Genomic DNA, 13884 nt, shown 5'->3' on the forward strand with positions numbered 1-13884 from the left:
GCGCCGTACTGTCTGGCCATGGACCTGCCCGTCATGCCGCCCGTCCGTCCGATGCTCGCCAAGTCGGTGAAGGGAGTCCCCGCCGCCGACTCGGTCGAGGGCGGTCTGCTCTACGAGCCGAAGTGGGACGGGTTCCGCTGCCTGGTCTTCCGTGACGGCGACGAGGTCGAGCTGATGAGCCGTTCGACCAAGCCGTTGACTCGGTACTTCCCGGACGTCGTCACAGCGGTCAAGGCGCAGCTGCCCGAGCGGTGCGTCGTGGATGGCGAGATCGTGGCGATCGTGGGGGACCGGCTCGACTTCGACACGCTGAGCCAGCGCATCCACCCGGCGGCCTCGCGGGTGACGATGCTGGCCGAGCAGACGCCCGCGTCGCTGGTCGTGTTCGACCTGCTCGCCCTCGGCGACGAGGCGCTCGATGCGGTGCCGTTCGTCGAGCGACGGGCCCGGCTCGAGGACGCGCTCGCGGACGTCGAGGCGCCGGTGCACCTGACGCGCACGACGACCGACGCGACCGTCGCTGAGGACTGGTTCGGCCAGTTCGAGGGCGCCGGCCTGGACGGGGTCGTGGCCAAGCCGCTGGCCCGCGGCTACGAGCAGAACGCCCGTGTGATGCTCAAGGTCAAGCACGCGCGGACGGCGGACGTCGTCCTGGCGGGCTACCGGCTGCACAAGACGTCCACGGAGGAGCGTCCGCTGCTCGGCTCGATGTTGCTGGGCCTCTACGACGACGAAGGCACTTTGCAGCACGTCGGCGTCTGCGGCTCGTTCACCGAGGCCCGTCGCGCCGAGCTGCACGACGAGCTGCAGGAGCTGCGCATCGGCCTGGACGAGCACCCGTGGGCCCGCTGGCAGTCGGCCGAGGCGCAGGCGTCCGGACGGCTTCCTGGCGGCCAGAGCCGGTGGAGCGGCGGCAAGGACCTGTCGTTCGTCCCGCTCGCGCCGACGCGCGTGCTGGAGGTCGGCTACGAGCACATGGAGGGCGACCGCTTCCGGCACCTGGCGCAGTTCAAGCGTTGGCGTCCGGACCGTGAGCCCACTTCGTGCACCTACGAGCAGCTCGAGGAGGTCGTCTCGTACGACCTCGCCGACGTGCTGTCAGGGGCCTAGCCGCTCAGGTGGGTTCGAGCACGCGGGGTCGCAGCCGGACGTGTCTGGCGTGGCGCAGGGGTCTGCGTTGCGGGTCGATCCGTGGTGGTGGGATGACCTCGACGACGCCGTCTTCACTCAATCTGGCGGACCAGTCGGTGTCGTGGAGCAGGTGGTGGTGGAAGAAGCAGAACAGGGCGCCGTTGTCGATGCTCGTGTCGCCGCCGTGGCTCCATGGTGTGAGGTGGTGGGCCTCGCACCATCCGGGTGGGCGGTCGCAGCCCTTCCAGGAGCAGCCGCCGTCGCGGGTGGCGAGGGCGATGCGCTGGTAGCGGTCGTGGAGACGTTTGCTCGTTCCGAGGTCGAGCACTCGAGAGTCGCCGTCGAGCACGACGGGGATCAGGTTGGCGCTGCAGGCGAGCCGTCGCGCTTGCGATGCGCTCATGTCGCTCCCGGTCGAGAGGGTCGCCCGGGAGACCCGCTCGCGCAGGTCGTCGTAGTCCAGGTTGATCGTCACGGTCGCGGCGACACCGCCGGCCTGCGGGAAGCACTCCGTCGGGAGGTGCTCGACCAGCTCGCAGAGCGCCAGACCCATCCGGCGGGCGTGGTCGAGCCTTCCGATCTCGGCGTCGGAGTGCTCCCCGTCGACGTCGCGGAAGACCGCACCCTCACGCCGCGGTGAGGCCAGGCCCTCCAGCACCGTCTTGAGCATGTCGGCCTGCACGTCCGGCAGCACCCCGCGGATGCTGCTGCGACCACGACCCATCCTCGTGATGGACAGGTGGGTCTCGTCCCACGCCTGCTTCTCCTGCCGCTCCAGCTGCGCCCCGATGATCTCGTCAGGACTGTCCGGGTCGACGACCTCCACGATGCGGTTCGCCAGGCGGCGCAGGTCGTCCGCCCCGAACTCTGATGCGTGCAGCAGGAGGGTGGCTTCGGCGTCGTCGTGCTGCTCGTCCACGAACCACTCGGGCAGGGCATCGAGCGCCTTGAGGATGATGTGGGCCTGCTCGGTCGTCAGCCGGCCGGTGCCCCACCGCTCGCGCGTGATGGTGCCGCGCGTCGGGTCGAAGCGGGTCAGCGAGACGAGCTTCGACGCCTCCCGCTTCGAGACGTTCGTGGTGCTGGCCAGCCAGACCGTGGGGGAGGTGCAGCCGTCCTCACGCGGGAGGGCCAGGTCTTCGGCGGCCGCGGCCAGCTTCACGGTGAGCGACTGCAGCGCGGCGACCGCCTCGGCCGCGGCCCGCAGTTCCGAACGGATCTGATCGCCGGTCAGGCGCCACGGCTCGAGCGTGCTGGACTCCTCCAGCAGTGCCTGAACTTGGTCGCTGATCATCCGAGACCCCCGGGTCGAACGTTTGTTCTAGTCTACCGTGCGGCGGTGACAGGAACAACGCAGAATCCCCAGGATCGCGGCATTTTTCTCGCTTCGACAAGCTCAGCGAGCGGGGTACGGGCGAGCCGACGAGCTGACCGATCTGTGCACCCAGCTCCGGCGTCATCAGCCCCTAAGGCGACCACGCGAGAAGGCGCTTCGACAGGCTCAGCGAGCAGGTCGAGCGAGCCGCCGAGCTGGCCGCGCCAAGGGCCCGGCTCCGTCGTCCTCGAGCTTCAGCTGTCCTCGCCGAGGCGGCGCAGCTGCTCGAGCAGCACCTGCGTCGAGGCGGCCTCGGCGCGGTCGCGGACGTCGGACACGAGGTCGCGCGGCAGGTCGTTCATCGAGCGCACCTCGGCGTGGAGCATCTCCATCGTCGAGTCCAGCGTCGCGGCGGTCTCGGCCGCCTCCTTGAGGCCGCCGAGCAGGTTCTCGGGCACCGCGTCGCGGTACTTGTAGTAGATCTTGTGCTCGAGGCTGGCCCAGAAGTCCATGGCGATGGTGCGCAGCTGCACCTCGACCGTCACCGGCACGACGCCGTCGGACAGGAACACCGGCACCTCGACGAGCACGTGCAGGCTCCGGTAGCCGTTCGGCTTGGGCTGGGCGATGTAGTCGCGGACGTCCACGATCCGCACGTCGTCCTGGGACGTGAGCATGTCGAACACGTGGTAGACGTCCGAGACGAAGCTGCAGGTGACGCGCACGCCGGCGATGTCGGTGATGTGCTCGCGCAGCGCCTCGAAGGTGATCGGGCAGCTCTTGCGCTGGGCCTTCTCGAGCAGGCTCTCGGGCGACTTCAGCCGTGACGCCAGGTGCTCGATCGGGTTGTAGTCGTGCAGGTGGGCGAACTCGTCGCGCAGGATGTTCAGCTTGGTGACGACCTGCTCCATGCCGAACTTGTAGCGCATCATGAAGCGGGTGAACTCCTGGCGCATCTCGCGCAGGTTCTCGGCGTCGACCCGGTCGGCGAGCGAGCCGTCCAGCACCTCGGCGGGCAGCTCGAGGTTCGGGTCGATCGATGCATCTGATGCCACACGGACACCGTACGCGACGGCCGGGGACGCGGCCCGGCGCTCTTCCGGTGACCGGTCGGACGACCGGCGAGACCGGCGCGACGCGGCTCCGATGCCCGCTGCGAGCGCGGGACCGAGGCGCGAACAGGGGCTCGGACGCTCGAAAGCCCCCGGCACAGTGCGTGACGTGCGCCGAGGGCCTTCTGCTGAGTGTTGCGTGGTGCTGCTCCCAGGGTAGGCCCGGACGGCCGGGTCCGCACCCCGAGAACTCCTGCTTTTCCGGGGTCGAGGCCCCTACCGTGGTGCCCATGATCGGACGACTGGCGTGGGTCACCGCGCGCGAGGCCCGGGGGCACGACGAGGACGAGACGGTCGCGCTGGACGCCCTGGAGCGCACCGGCGTCGTCGTGGAGGTCGTCGACTGGGACGACGCGTCGGTGGACTGGGCCGGCTTCGACCGGGTGGTGCTGCGGTCGCCCTGGGACTACCCGGCGCGCCTCGTGGACTTCCTCGCCTGGCTGGACGCCACCGCGGCGGTGACCGAGGTGGTCAACGAACCCAGCACGGTGCGCTGGAGCATCGACAAGCGCTACCTGGCCGAGCTCGAGGACGCCGGGGTGCCCATCACCGACACCGTGTTCGTCGCGCCGGGGGAGTCCGTCGCGTTCCCCGAGGGCGACTTCGTCGTGAAGCCCGCCGTCGGCGCCGGCAGCAAGGACGCCGCCTCGTACGGCCCCGAGCAGCACGACGTCGCGCGCGACCACGTCGACCGCCTGCACGCGGCCGGCCAGGTCGTGCTCGTCCAGCCCTACGTCGCCTCGGTCGCGACCGACGGCGAGTGGGCCCTGGTCTACCTGGACGGCCGGTTCAGCCACGCCGCCAGCAAGCGGGTCGCCCTGCCGCGGGCCGGGCTCGTGGAGGACCTGTTCGCCGCCGAGACCAACGCGCCGCACGAGGCCACGGCCGAGCAGCGAGCCGTGGCGGACGCCGCGATGGACCACGTCCGCGCGCGTCTCGGCACCCCGGCCTACGCGCGCATCGACCTCGTGCGCCACGACGACGGCGGGCACCGCGTGCTGGAGGTCGAGCTCGTCGAGCCGTCGCTGTTCCTGCCCTACGCGGACCCGTCCGCGGCGGACCGGCTCGCCGAGGTGCTGACCGCCTGACCTCGAGCCCATCGTTCGAACGGATGTTCTATCGTTCGTCCGTGGGAGCGAATCCGGGCAGGCGGGACGCGTGGCCGCGGCCGCGGCGCGCTCGCTTCGTCTGGGTCCGGGCGGTCGGCAAGCAGCACCCGCGACCCGGGCTCATCGTCGCGTGGCGCCGCCACGGCACGTCCTGGGAGGCGCTGGTCACCTATCTGGACGACAGCAAGCGCGACCCGCAGCTCGTCCAGCGCTGGGTCGACGCCCGGCAGATGTCACCGGTGTGGGCGGACCCCAACGACACCGGCTGGTGACCTTGCCGACACTCGTCGCCCGCTCGGACGATCGTTGCCAACAACACCGGTCGATTCACCTAGGGTCCGCGACCGGGGCGCCGATCAGACGGCCATGCCCCACCTGGATGCCACGTCGATGCGCCTGGAGCTCGGCGTCGTCCTGGTGACCACGCTCGTGCTCTTCTACGGCGTCACCTACCGCACCACCCGCTCGCGCTACGTGGGCCTGTGGTGCCTGGCGCTGCTCGCCATCGCCGCCGGGACCATCGCGTACCTGGGCGACGGCACGGCGGTCCAGTGGTGGGCCAACCCGCTCGGCAGCGCGCTCTACGCCCTCGGCGCCTGGCTCATCTGGCGGGCCGCGCGGACGCTCGACGGACGCCATCGCTGGCCGCGCTGGCTCGTGCTGGTCGTGCCGGGCATGGTGCTGCTCTCCGCGCTGGCCGACTCGCCGGCGACGAACTCGTGGGCGGGCGCCTGGGCGCTGTTCCCGGCGGTCAGCGTGCTCATCGCCCTGGCGTCGTGGGTCATGTGGTCGACGCGGCGCACGCACGTCGGCACGCTGCGCCGCGCGACGTCGGCGACGGGCTACGTCGTCTCGGTCTACTACGCGGGACGGTTCGTCACGTTCATGCTCTTCGGACCGGACAGCCCGTGGTTCTTCGACGTGTTCGGCACGTCCATGACGACGATCGTGATGACGTTCCTGCTCGTCGGGGCGACGTTCAGCATGACCGCCCTGAGCTACGAGCAGGAGACCGCCGACCTGCGCCGGCGTGCGTCGTTCGACGGGCTCACCGGCCTGCTCAACCGGACGACCTTCCTGGAGCGGGCCGAGCTCCTGCGCCGCGACGCCGGGCGCCGCGACGTCCCCTGCGTCCTGGCGATGGCCGACCTGGACCACTTCAAGCAGGTCAACGACACCTACGGTCACGAGGCCGGCGACCGCCTGCTCGTCGGGTTCGCCGAGGCCTGCCGGTCGACGGTGCGGTCGATGGACCTCGTCGGTCGGTTCGGCGGCGAGGAGTTCGTCGTCATGCTCGCCGGTGCGACGCCCGACGGCGCCCGGCTCGTGTGCGAGGAGATCGCCCACCGCCTGCGGGCGGTGCAGGAGGCGGCGGGGACACCCACGGCGACGATCAGCTTCGGCCTGGTCGACGTGCGGTCGCGGGTCCCGCTCTCCGAGCTGCTCGTCGAGGCGGACCAGGCGCTCTACCGTGCCAAGGCCGAGGGCCGCGACCGCGTGGTCGTCGCCGGCGCCGCCGCCTGACCTACTCCTTGCGCTCGCGCGAGGGCTGGACGCGCTTCGGCTCGCCGGGCATCTTCGGGTAGTCCGGGGGATACGGCAGGTCGCCGTGGCCCTCCTCCTCGTCGCGCGCGTGCCACTCGAGCAACGTCTCGAGCGAGTGCGCGACGTCGTCGATCTCGGCGTGCGCGTCGCCCAGCTCGTCCAGGCGCTGCGGCACGGTGTGCAGGTTGAGCGTGCGCGGGTCGTCGACGGCGTCCAGCTCGTCCCAGGTCAGCGGCGTCGACACCGGGGCGCCCGGCTTGGCGCGCAGGCTGTAGGCGCTGGCGATCGTCCGGTCGCGCGCGTTCTGGTTGTAGTCGACGAAGATCGAGCCCTCCGGACGCTCCTCCTTCCACCAGTTCACCGTCACGCCCTCGGTCCGCCGCCCGAGCTCGCGGCCGAAGGCGATCGCGGCGTGGCGCAGGTCGGTGAACGTCCAGCGCGGCTCGACCCGTACGTAGATGTGCACCCCGCGGTTGCCGCTCGTCTTGGGGAAGCCCCGGATGCCGATCTCCTCCAGCAGCGCGCGGGCCGTGCGGGCGACCCGGCGGGCGTCGGCGAAGGTGGCGCCGGGCTGCGGGTCCAGGTCGATGCGCAGCTCGTCGGGGTGCTCGACGTCGGCGCGGCGCACCGGCCACGGGTGGAAGGTCAGCGTGCCCATGTGCGCGGCCCAGGCGACGACGGCCACCTCGGTCGGGCAGATCTCGTCGGCGACCCGCCCGGACGGGAACTGGATGCGGGCGGACTCCAGGTACTCGGGAGCGCCCTGCGGGACGCGCTTCTGGTAGAACGCGTCGCCGTGCCCGTCGGCGCGCGTGGCCATCACCATGTCCTCGCGGAAGCCCTTCGGCCAGCGCTCGAGCGTGGTCGGACGCTCGCGCAGGGCGCGCATGATGCCGTCCTCGACCGCGACGTAGTACTCGGCCACCATCAGCTTCGTGACCTCGGCCGACCACGGGGTCGCCTCGTAGATCACCCGGTCGGGGCTGGAGATCCGCACCGTGCGTCCGCCGGCCTCGATCTCGGTCGCGCTGCTCGCCATGGCGTCACCCTAGGGGCGCGCGGGGGCCTGCGGCAGGACGAGCGAGCCGCGTGACCCAGGCCACTGAGGGTCACCTTCGTTGAACGCGGGGAATCATTAACGTCACACTGCTGTTGTGAAAAGCATGCGCACTGTCGAGAAGTCGTCGTCCGACGACGCCCCGACGCGTTCGCGTGTGGCCCAGAGCATCCTCGAGCACGGGCCCTCCACCGCGGTCGCGCTGGCCGAGCGTCTGTCGTTGACGCCTGCCGCCGTGCGACGCCACCTCGACCAGCTGGTCGCCGAGGGGCACGTCGCGGCGTCCGAGCAGCGTCTCAACGCGCCGCGCGGTCGTGGACGTCCGGCCAAGGTGTTCGCCCTGACCGACGCGGGCCGTGACCAGTTCGAGCACGCCTACGACGACCTCGCCGCCGAGGCGCTGCGCTTCCTGCGCCGCACCGGGGGAGACGCCGCCGTCGGCGCGTTCGCCCGGCACCGGCTCGCCGAGATCGAGGACGAGCTGCGCGCCGCGGTCGAGGCCGCCAAGCCCGACGAGCGCGCCCGCGTGCTCGCCGAGGCGCTGACCGGCGACGGCTTCGCGGCGTCGGTCATTTCGACCGACCGCGGCGAGCAGATGTGCCAGCACCACTGCCCGGTCGCGCACGTCGCGGGGGAGTTCCCCGAGCTGTGCGAGGCCGAGGCCGAGATGTTCTCCCGGGTGCTCGGCACCCACGTCCAGAGGCTGGCGACGATCGCCCACGGCGACGGCGTCTGCACCACGTTCCTTCCCCGTACCACCGTCCAGGCAGAGAGGCGCCACGCATGACCATCTCGCAGGAGACCAACACCATCGAGGAGCTCAACCCCGGGCTCAAGGACGTCGGCCGCTACGAGTTCGGCTGGGCCGACGCCGACGTCGCCGGCGCGAACGTGCAGCGCGGCCTCAACGAGGACGTCGTGCGCAACATCTCGGGCCTGAAGGACGAGCCGCAGTGGATGCTCGACCTGCGCCTGAAGGGCCTCAAGCTCTTCGGCCGCAAGCCGATGCCCGCGTGGGGCGCCGACCTGAGCGGCATCGACTTCGACAACATCAAGTACTTCGTGCGGTCCACCGAGAAGCAGGCCGCCACCTGGGACGACCTGCCCGAGGACATCAAGAACACGTACGACAAGCTCGGCATCCCGGAGGCGGAGAAGCAGCGCCTCGTCTCGGGCGTCGCGGCCCAGTACGAGTCCGAGGTCGTCTACCACTCCATCCGCGAGGACCTCGAGGCCCAGGGCGTGCTGTTCCTGGACACCGACACCGCGCTCAAGGAGCACCCGGAGATCTTCCAGGAGTACTTCGGCACGGTCATCCCGGTCGGCGACAACAAGTTCGCCGCGCTGAACACGGCCGTGTGGTCCGGCGGCTCGTTCATCTACGTGCCCAAGGGCGTCCACGTCGACATCCCGCTGCAGGCCTACTTCCGCATCAACACCGAGAACATGGGCCAGTTCGAGCGGACGCTGATCATCGCCGACGAGGACTCCTACGTCCACTACGTCGAGGGCTGCACGGCGCCGATCTACTCCTCGGACTCGCTGCACTCGGCGGTCGTGGAGATCATCGTGAAGAAGGGCGCCCGCGTCCGCTACACGACGATCCAGAACTGGTCGAACAACGTGTACAACCTGGTCACCAAGCGCGCCGTCTGCGAGGAGGGCGCGACCATGGAGTGGGTCGACGGCAACATCGGCTCCAAGGTCACCATGAAGTACCCGGCCGTCTACCTCATGGGCGAGCACGCCAAGGGCGAGACGCTGTCCATCGCCTTCGCCGGCGAGGGCCAGCACCAGGACGCCGGCGCCAAGATGGTGCACGCCGCCCCGAACACGTCCAGCTCGATCCTGAGCAAGTCGGTCGCCCGCGGCGGCGGACGCACGTCCTACCGCGGCCTGCTGCAGGTGCTCGAGGGCGCCGAGGGCTCGGCCAGCACGGTCAAGTGCGACGCGCTCCTGGTCGACCAGATCAGCCGCTCGGACACCTACCCGTACGTCGACGTCCGCGAGGACGACGTGACGCTGGGCCACGAGGCCACGGTCTCCAAGGTCAGCGACGACCAGCTCTTCTACTTCATGTCGCGAGGCATGGAGGAGGACGAGGCCATGGCCATGATCGTGCGCGGCTTCGTCGAGCCGATCGCCCGCGAGCTGCCGATGGAGTACGCCCTCGAGCTCAACCGCCTCATCGAGCTGCAGATGGAGGGCGCGGTCGGCTGACGCCGGTCCGTCCCCGTCCCGCCCGTTCACACAGGAAGACATCAGTGGAGAACCTCAGCAACGTCCTGGAGCTCGAGCCCGTCGAGTCCCACCTGCACCCCGAGGGGTCGTTCGACCTCGCCGACCACGCGGTCCCCACCGGCCTCGAGGAGATCTGGCGCTTCACGCCGCTCAAGCGGCTGCGTGACGTGCACGGCGAGGCCCCGCTCGACGCGGGTCACCTCAGCGCGCAGGTCACCGGCCCCGACGCCGTGACGGTCGAGCTCGTCCCGGCCGCGGAGTCGGCGCGCGGCGCGTCGGGCTACGTCCCGACCGACCGCGTGTCGGCCCGCGCCTGGGCGGCCGCGTCGCAGGTGCGCGAGGTGACGGTGCCCGCCGACACGATCGTCGACGAGCCGGTCACCATCGCGCTGACCGGCCAGGGCGTCGACGCCGCGGGCGCCGGTCACCTGCTCGTGCGCGCCGGACGCTTCAGCAAGGCCGTCGTCGTCGTGACCTACGAGGGCTCGGCCACCTGGACCGAGAACATCGAGGTCGTCCTCGAGGACGGTGCCGACCTGACGTTCGTCACCATCCAGGACTGGGCCGACGACGCGGTCCACGTCGCCACGCAGCACGCCCGCGTGGGCCGCGACGCGCACCTCAAGCACGTCGCGGTCTCGCTCGGCGGTGACGTGGTGCGCGCCAGCACCTCGGCCGACTACCTGGGCACCGGCGGCAGCGTCGACCTGCTCGGCATCTACTTCGCCGACGCCGGCCAGCACATCGAGCACCGCCTGTTCGCCGACCACACGGCGCCCAAGACGCGCAGCAACGTCGAGTACAAGGGCGCGCTGCAGGGCGACGGGGCGCACACGGTCTGGATCGGCAACGTGCTGATCCGCAAGGTCGCCGAGGGCATCGACACGTTCGAACAGAACGACAACCTGGTGCTCACCGACGGCGCGAAGGCCGACTCGGTGCCGAACCTGGAGATCGAGACCGGCGACATCGCCGGCGCCGGTCACGCGTCGACGACCGGCCGCTTCGACGACCAGCACCTGTTCTACCTGATGAGCCGCGGCATCCCCGAGGACGACGCCCGTCGCCTCGTCGTGCACGGCTTCTTCAACGACGTCATCCGCCGCATCGGCGTGCCGGACCTCGAGCAGCGGCTCGTCGCCGCGGTCGAGCGCGAGCTCGCCGCGTACGTCGGAGGCGTCGCGTGACCTTCGTCGAGGCGGCGAAGCTCGGCGACGTCGTCAAGGGCAAGGCCCTGGGCCTGGTCATCGACGAGGTCGACGTGGCCCTCGTCCGCGACGGCGACAACGTCTACGCGATCTCCGACTGGTGCTCGCACGCGCAGGTGCCGCTGTCCGACGGCGACGTCGAGGGCTGCGAGATCGAGTGCTACCTGCACGGCTCGCGCTTCGACGTCCGCACCGGCGAGGCGCTGAACCTGCCCGCCACCGAACCCGTACCGACCTACCCCACGAAGATCGAGGGAGACACCGTCTGGGTGGATCTCTCCGCGAACAGGAGCTGAACGCACATGGCCACCCTTGAGATCAAGGACCTGCACGTCTCGGTCGAGACCGAGGACGGCGCGAAGGAGATCCTGCGCGGCGTCGACCTCACCGTCCGCTCGGGCGAGATCCACGCGATCATGGGCCCGAACGGCTCGGGCAAGTCGACCCTGGCGTACACGATCGCCGGTCACCCGAAGTACACCGTCACCCAGGGCGAGGTCCTGCTCGACGGCGAGAACATCCTGGAGATGAGCGTCGACGAGCGCGCCCGCGCGGGCCTGTTCCTGGCGATGCAGTACCCGGTCGAGATCCCGGGCGTCTCCGTGGCGAACTTCCTGCGCACGGCCAAGACGGCCATCGACGGCGAGTCGCCGAAGCTGCGCACCTGGGTCAAGGACGTCAACGAGGCGCTCGAGCGCATGGACCTGGACGCGTCGTTCTCGCAGCGCAGCGTCAACGAGGGCTTCTCCGGCGGCGAGAAGAAGCGCCACGAGATGGCCCAGCTCGACCTGCTCGACCCGAAGTTCGCGCTGCTGGACGAGACCGACTCCGGCCTGGACATCGACGCCCTGCGCGTCGTCTCCGACGGCGTCAACCGCTACCACGGTCGTGGCGACCGCGGCGTCCTGCTGATCACGCACTACACGCGCATCCTGCAGTACATCAAGCCCGACTACGTGCACGTCTTCGTCGCCGGCAAGGTCGCCGAGAGCGGCGGCCGCGACCTGGCCGACCAGCTCGAGGCCAACGGCTACGACAAGTACGTGAAGGCTGCGGCGGCGACGCGATGACGACCGCCGAGGCGACCGGCTACGACGTCGAGCGGGTGCGCCAGGACTTCCCCGTCCTGGCGCGCCGGCTCGCCGGCGACCTGCCGCTGGTCTACCTCGACAGCGCGAACACCTCGCAGAAGCCGGCGAGCGTGATCGCCGCGGTCGAGGAGCACTACCGGCTGCACAACGCGAACGTGGCCCGGGCCATGCACCAGATCGGCGCCGAGGCGACCGAGGCGTTCGAGGGAGCGCGCGACAAGGTCGCCGGCTTCATCGGCGCGCCGAGCCGCGACGAGGTCGTGTTCACCAAGAACGCGTCCGAGGCGCTCAACCTGGTCGCCCGTGTGCTCGGCGACGCCGGACGCGTGGGGCGGGGCGACGAGATCGTCATCACCCAGCTGGAGCACCACTCCAACATCGTCCCGTGGCAGCAGGTCTGCCAGCGCACGGGCGCGACGCTCCGCTGGTTCGGGCTGACCCCCGAGGGCCGGCTCGACCTGTCCGACATCGACACGCTCATCACCGAGCGCACCAAGGTCGTGTCGGTCGCGTGGGTCTCGAACATGCTCGGCTCGGTCAGCCCGCTGACCACGATCATCGCCAAGGCCCGCTCCGTCGGTGCCCTCGTGGTGGTCGACGCCTCGCAGGCCGTGCCGCAGCTGCCGGTCGACGTGAGCACGCTGGGCGCCGACTTCGTCGCGTTCACCGGGCACAAGATGCTCGGCCCGACCGGCATCGGCGTGCTGTGGGGACGCTACGACCTGCTCGCCGAGCTGCCGCCCTTCATGGGTGGCGGCGAGATGATCGAGACGGTCACGATGGAGCGCACGACGTACGCCCCGCCGCCGGCCCGGTTCGAGGCCGGCACCCCGCCGATCGCGCAGGCCGTGGGCCTGGGCGCCGCGGTGGACTACCTGACCGCGCTCGGCATGGAGAACGTCGCGGCGCACGAGCACGCGATCACGGCCTACGCGCTGGATCGCCTGCAGGAGATCGACGGGCTGCGCATCGTCGGCCCGACCGAGGCCGTCGACCGCGGGGGAGCGATCAGCTTCGCGCTCGAGGGCGTCCACCCGCACGACGTGGCCCAGCTGCTCGACAGCCGGGGCATCGCGGTGCGGGCGGGCAACCACTGCGCCAAGCCGGCGCACGCCTGCTTCGGCGTGCAGTCGACGTCGCGGGCGTCGTTCTACCTGTACACGACCGAGCAGGAGGTCGACGCCCTCGTGGACGGCCTGCTGCACACCCAGAAGTACTTCGGAGCGTGACCATGGACGTCGACGCGCTGTACCAGGAGATCATCCTGGACCACTACAAGAAGCCGCACGGCGCGGGCCTGCGGGAGGACTTCGACACCGAGGTCCACCACGTGAACCCGACCTGCGGCGACGAGATCACCCTGCGGGTCCACCTGGACGGCGACACCGTCACCGACGTGTCGTACGCCGCCCAGGGCTGCTCGATCAGCCAGGCGTCCGCCTCGGTGCTCAACGACCTGGTCGTCGGGCACAGCGTCGAGGAGGGCATGGCCGTGCTGGGCTCGTTCGCCGAGCTCATGCAGGGCAAGGGCAAGGTCGAGCCCGACGAGGACGTGCTGGAGGACGGCGTCGCGTTCGCCGGCGTCGCCCAGTTCCCGGCTCGCGTGAAGTGCGCCCTCCTGGCCTGGATGGCCTGGAAGGACGCCGTCGCGCAGGCCGTCACCGACAAGGAGGACCACCAGTGACCGAGCCCATGACCGACCACACCGACCTGCCGGACGTCGCCACGGCGCCCGCGGGCGCCACGACGTCCGAGGACGTCACCGAGGCGATGAAGGACGTCGTCGACCCCGAGCTCGGCATCAACGTCGTCGACCTCGGCCTGGTCTACGGCGTCGACGTCGACGAGCACAGCAACGCGGTGCTCTCCATGACGCTGACGTCCGCGGCCTGCCCGCTGACCGACGTCATCGAGGACCAGACGCGCTCGGCGCTCGACGGCATCGTCAACGACTTCCGGATCGAGTGGGTCTGGATGCCGCCGTGGGGCCCGGACAAGATCACCGACGACGGCCGCGAGATGCTGCGCGCCCTCGGCTTCAACGTCTGAGCCACCGCTCGACCTGCGACCTCCTC

15 protein-coding genes are annotated in these 13884 nt (G+C 70.6%); 12 read left to right on the plus strand and 3 right to left on the minus strand.

What is annotated here, in order from left to right:
* Window positions 1–18 precede the first annotated feature (18 nt).
* Window positions 19–1110 (plus strand): ATP-dependent DNA ligase, encoded by a 1092-nt coding sequence (locus tag HGAM_RS11385; protein WP_019145621.1) that lies wholly within the window; start codon window positions 19–21, stop codon window positions 1108–1110.
* A 4-nt stretch (window positions 1111–1114) separates the two neighbouring features.
* Here the strand turns inward: HGAM_RS11385 and HGAM_RS11390 are convergent, their stop codons facing one another.
* Complete coding sequence (locus HGAM_RS11390) at window positions 1115–2425, minus strand: HNH endonuclease signature motif containing protein (RefSeq protein WP_019145622.1); 1311 nt, start codon at window positions 2423–2425, stop codon at window positions 1115–1117.
* A gap of 275 nt (window positions 2426–2700) precedes the next feature.
* The gene (locus tag HGAM_RS11395) at window positions 2701–3501 is read right to left on the minus strand and encodes a GTP pyrophosphokinase (protein WP_019145623.1); all 801 of its coding nucleotides are present in this window, start codon (window positions 3499–3501) and stop codon (window positions 2701–2703) included.
* A 287-nt stretch (window positions 3502–3788) separates the two neighbouring features.
* Between HGAM_RS11395 and HGAM_RS11400 the strand changes: the two genes are divergently transcribed.
* The 3 genes from HGAM_RS11400 to HGAM_RS11410 all read left to right on the plus strand — a co-directional run bounded on the left by HGAM_RS11400 (window position 3789) and on the right by HGAM_RS11410 (window position 6191).
* Complete coding sequence (locus tag HGAM_RS11400; protein ID WP_019145624.1) at window positions 3789–4646, plus strand: ATP-grasp domain-containing protein; 858 nt, start codon at window positions 3789–3791, stop codon at window positions 4644–4646.
* A 41-nt stretch (window positions 4647–4687) separates the two neighbouring features.
* Complete coding sequence (locus HGAM_RS11405; protein WP_019145625.1) at window positions 4688–4939, plus strand: hypothetical protein; 252 nt, start codon at window positions 4688–4690, stop codon at window positions 4937–4939.
* Between the two features lie 94 nt (window positions 4940–5033).
* Window positions 5034–6191 (plus strand): GGDEF domain-containing protein, encoded by a 1158-nt coding sequence (locus HGAM_RS11410; protein ID WP_019145626.1) that lies wholly within the window; start codon window positions 5034–5036, stop codon window positions 6189–6191.
* Between the two features lies 1 nt (window position 6192).
* Here HGAM_RS11410 and HGAM_RS11415 read toward each other — a convergent pair whose 3' ends face one another.
* Complete coding sequence (locus HGAM_RS11415) at window positions 6193–7251, minus strand: DNA polymerase domain-containing protein (RefSeq protein ID WP_019145627.1); 1059 nt, start codon at window positions 7249–7251, stop codon at window positions 6193–6195.
* Between the two features lie 124 nt (window positions 7252–7375).
* On the opposite strand from HGAM_RS11415, the gene HGAM_RS11420 reads away from it, so the two are divergent.
* The 8 genes from HGAM_RS11420 to HGAM_RS11455 are packed head-to-tail and all read left to right on the plus strand — an operon-like array spanning window position 7376 to window position 13858.
* Window positions 7376–8056: a helix-turn-helix transcriptional regulator gene (locus tag HGAM_RS11420; protein ID WP_019145628.1), complete on the plus strand. Its 681-nt coding sequence runs from the start codon at window positions 7376–7378 to the stop codon at window positions 8054–8056.
* Entirely contained in the window at window positions 8053–9489 is a 1437-nt protein-coding gene (gene sufB / locus HGAM_RS11425) for a Fe-S cluster assembly protein SufB (RefSeq protein WP_019145629.1), read from the plus strand. Before HGAM_RS11420 ends, sufB begins: the two co-directional genes overlap by 4 nt.
* A 44-nt stretch (window positions 9490–9533) precedes the next feature.
* The gene (gene sufD, locus HGAM_RS11430; protein WP_019145630.1) at window positions 9534–10697 is read left to right on the plus strand and encodes a Fe-S cluster assembly protein SufD; all 1164 of its coding nucleotides are present in this window, start codon (window positions 9534–9536) and stop codon (window positions 10695–10697) included.
* Window positions 10694–11014: a non-heme iron oxygenase ferredoxin subunit gene (locus HGAM_RS11435; RefSeq protein ID WP_019145631.1), complete on the plus strand. Its 321-nt coding sequence runs from the start codon at window positions 10694–10696 to the stop codon at window positions 11012–11014. The genes sufD and HGAM_RS11435 overlap by 4 nt, the downstream gene beginning before the upstream one ends.
* Window positions 11015–11020: 6 nt before the next feature.
* Window positions 11021–11788 carry a Fe-S cluster assembly ATPase SufC gene (sufC, locus tag HGAM_RS11440; protein ID WP_019145632.1) on the plus strand — a complete coding sequence of 256 codons (768 nt, stop codon included), beginning with the start codon at window positions 11021–11023 and terminating at the stop codon, window positions 11786–11788.
* A complete protein-coding gene (locus HGAM_RS11445) occupies window positions 11785–13038 on the plus strand; it encodes a cysteine desulfurase (RefSeq protein WP_019145633.1) in 1254 nt (417 codons plus the stop codon). Before sufC ends, HGAM_RS11445 begins: the two co-directional genes overlap by 4 nt.
* A 2-nt stretch (window positions 13039–13040) precedes the next feature.
* A complete protein-coding gene (sufU, locus tag HGAM_RS11450) occupies window positions 13041–13493 on the plus strand; it encodes a Fe-S cluster assembly sulfur transfer protein SufU (RefSeq protein ID WP_038951768.1) in 453 nt (150 codons plus the stop codon).
* Window positions 13494–13501: 8 nt separating this feature from the next.
* The gene (locus HGAM_RS11455) at window positions 13502–13858 is read left to right on the plus strand and encodes a metal-sulfur cluster assembly factor (RefSeq protein ID WP_038951769.1); all 357 of its coding nucleotides are present in this window, start codon (window positions 13502–13504) and stop codon (window positions 13856–13858) included.
* Window positions 13859–13884 lie beyond the last annotated feature (26 nt).

Origin of the sequence: Aeromicrobium massiliense JC14 (genome assembly GCF_000312105.1) — a bacterium.
GTDB lineage: Bacteria > Actinomycetota > Actinomycetes > Propionibacteriales > Nocardioidaceae > Aeromicrobium > Aeromicrobium massiliense.

Excerpts from the sequence above, each read along its gene's own strand:
- HGAM_RS11385 (WP_019145621.1), top strand. The coding sequence starts at position 19 with ATGGACCTGCCCGTCATGCCGCCCGTCCGTCCGATGCTCGCCAAGTCG.
- HGAM_RS11390 (WP_019145622.1), bottom strand. The coding sequence starts at position 2,425 with ATGATCAGCGACCAAGTTCAGGCACTGCTGGAGGAGTCCAGCACGCTC.
- HGAM_RS11400 (WP_019145624.1), top strand. The coding sequence starts at position 3,789 with ATGATCGGACGACTGGCGTGGGTCACCGCGCGCGAGGCCCGGGGGCAC.
- HGAM_RS11410 (WP_019145626.1), top strand. The coding sequence starts at position 5,034 with ATGCCCCACCTGGATGCCACGTCGATGCGCCTGGAGCTCGGCGTCGTC.
- HGAM_RS11415 (WP_019145627.1), bottom strand. The coding sequence starts at position 7,251 with ATGGCGAGCAGCGCGACCGAGATCGAGGCCGGCGGACGCACGGTGCGG.
- HGAM_RS11420 (WP_019145628.1), top strand. The coding sequence starts at position 7,376 with ATGCGCACTGTCGAGAAGTCGTCGTCCGACGACGCCCCGACGCGTTCG.
- sufB (WP_019145629.1), top strand. The coding sequence starts at position 8,053 with ATGACCATCTCGCAGGAGACCAACACCATCGAGGAGCTCAACCCCGGG.
- sufC (WP_019145632.1), top strand. The coding sequence starts at position 11,021 with ATGGCCACCCTTGAGATCAAGGACCTGCACGTCTCGGTCGAGACCGAG.
- HGAM_RS11445 (WP_019145633.1), top strand. The coding sequence starts at position 11,785 with ATGACGACCGCCGAGGCGACCGGCTACGACGTCGAGCGGGTGCGCCAG.
- sufU (WP_038951768.1), top strand. The coding sequence starts at position 13,041 with ATGGACGTCGACGCGCTGTACCAGGAGATCATCCTGGACCACTACAAG.
- HGAM_RS11455 (WP_038951769.1), top strand. The coding sequence starts at position 13,502 with ATGACCGACCACACCGACCTGCCGGACGTCGCCACGGCGCCCGCGGGC.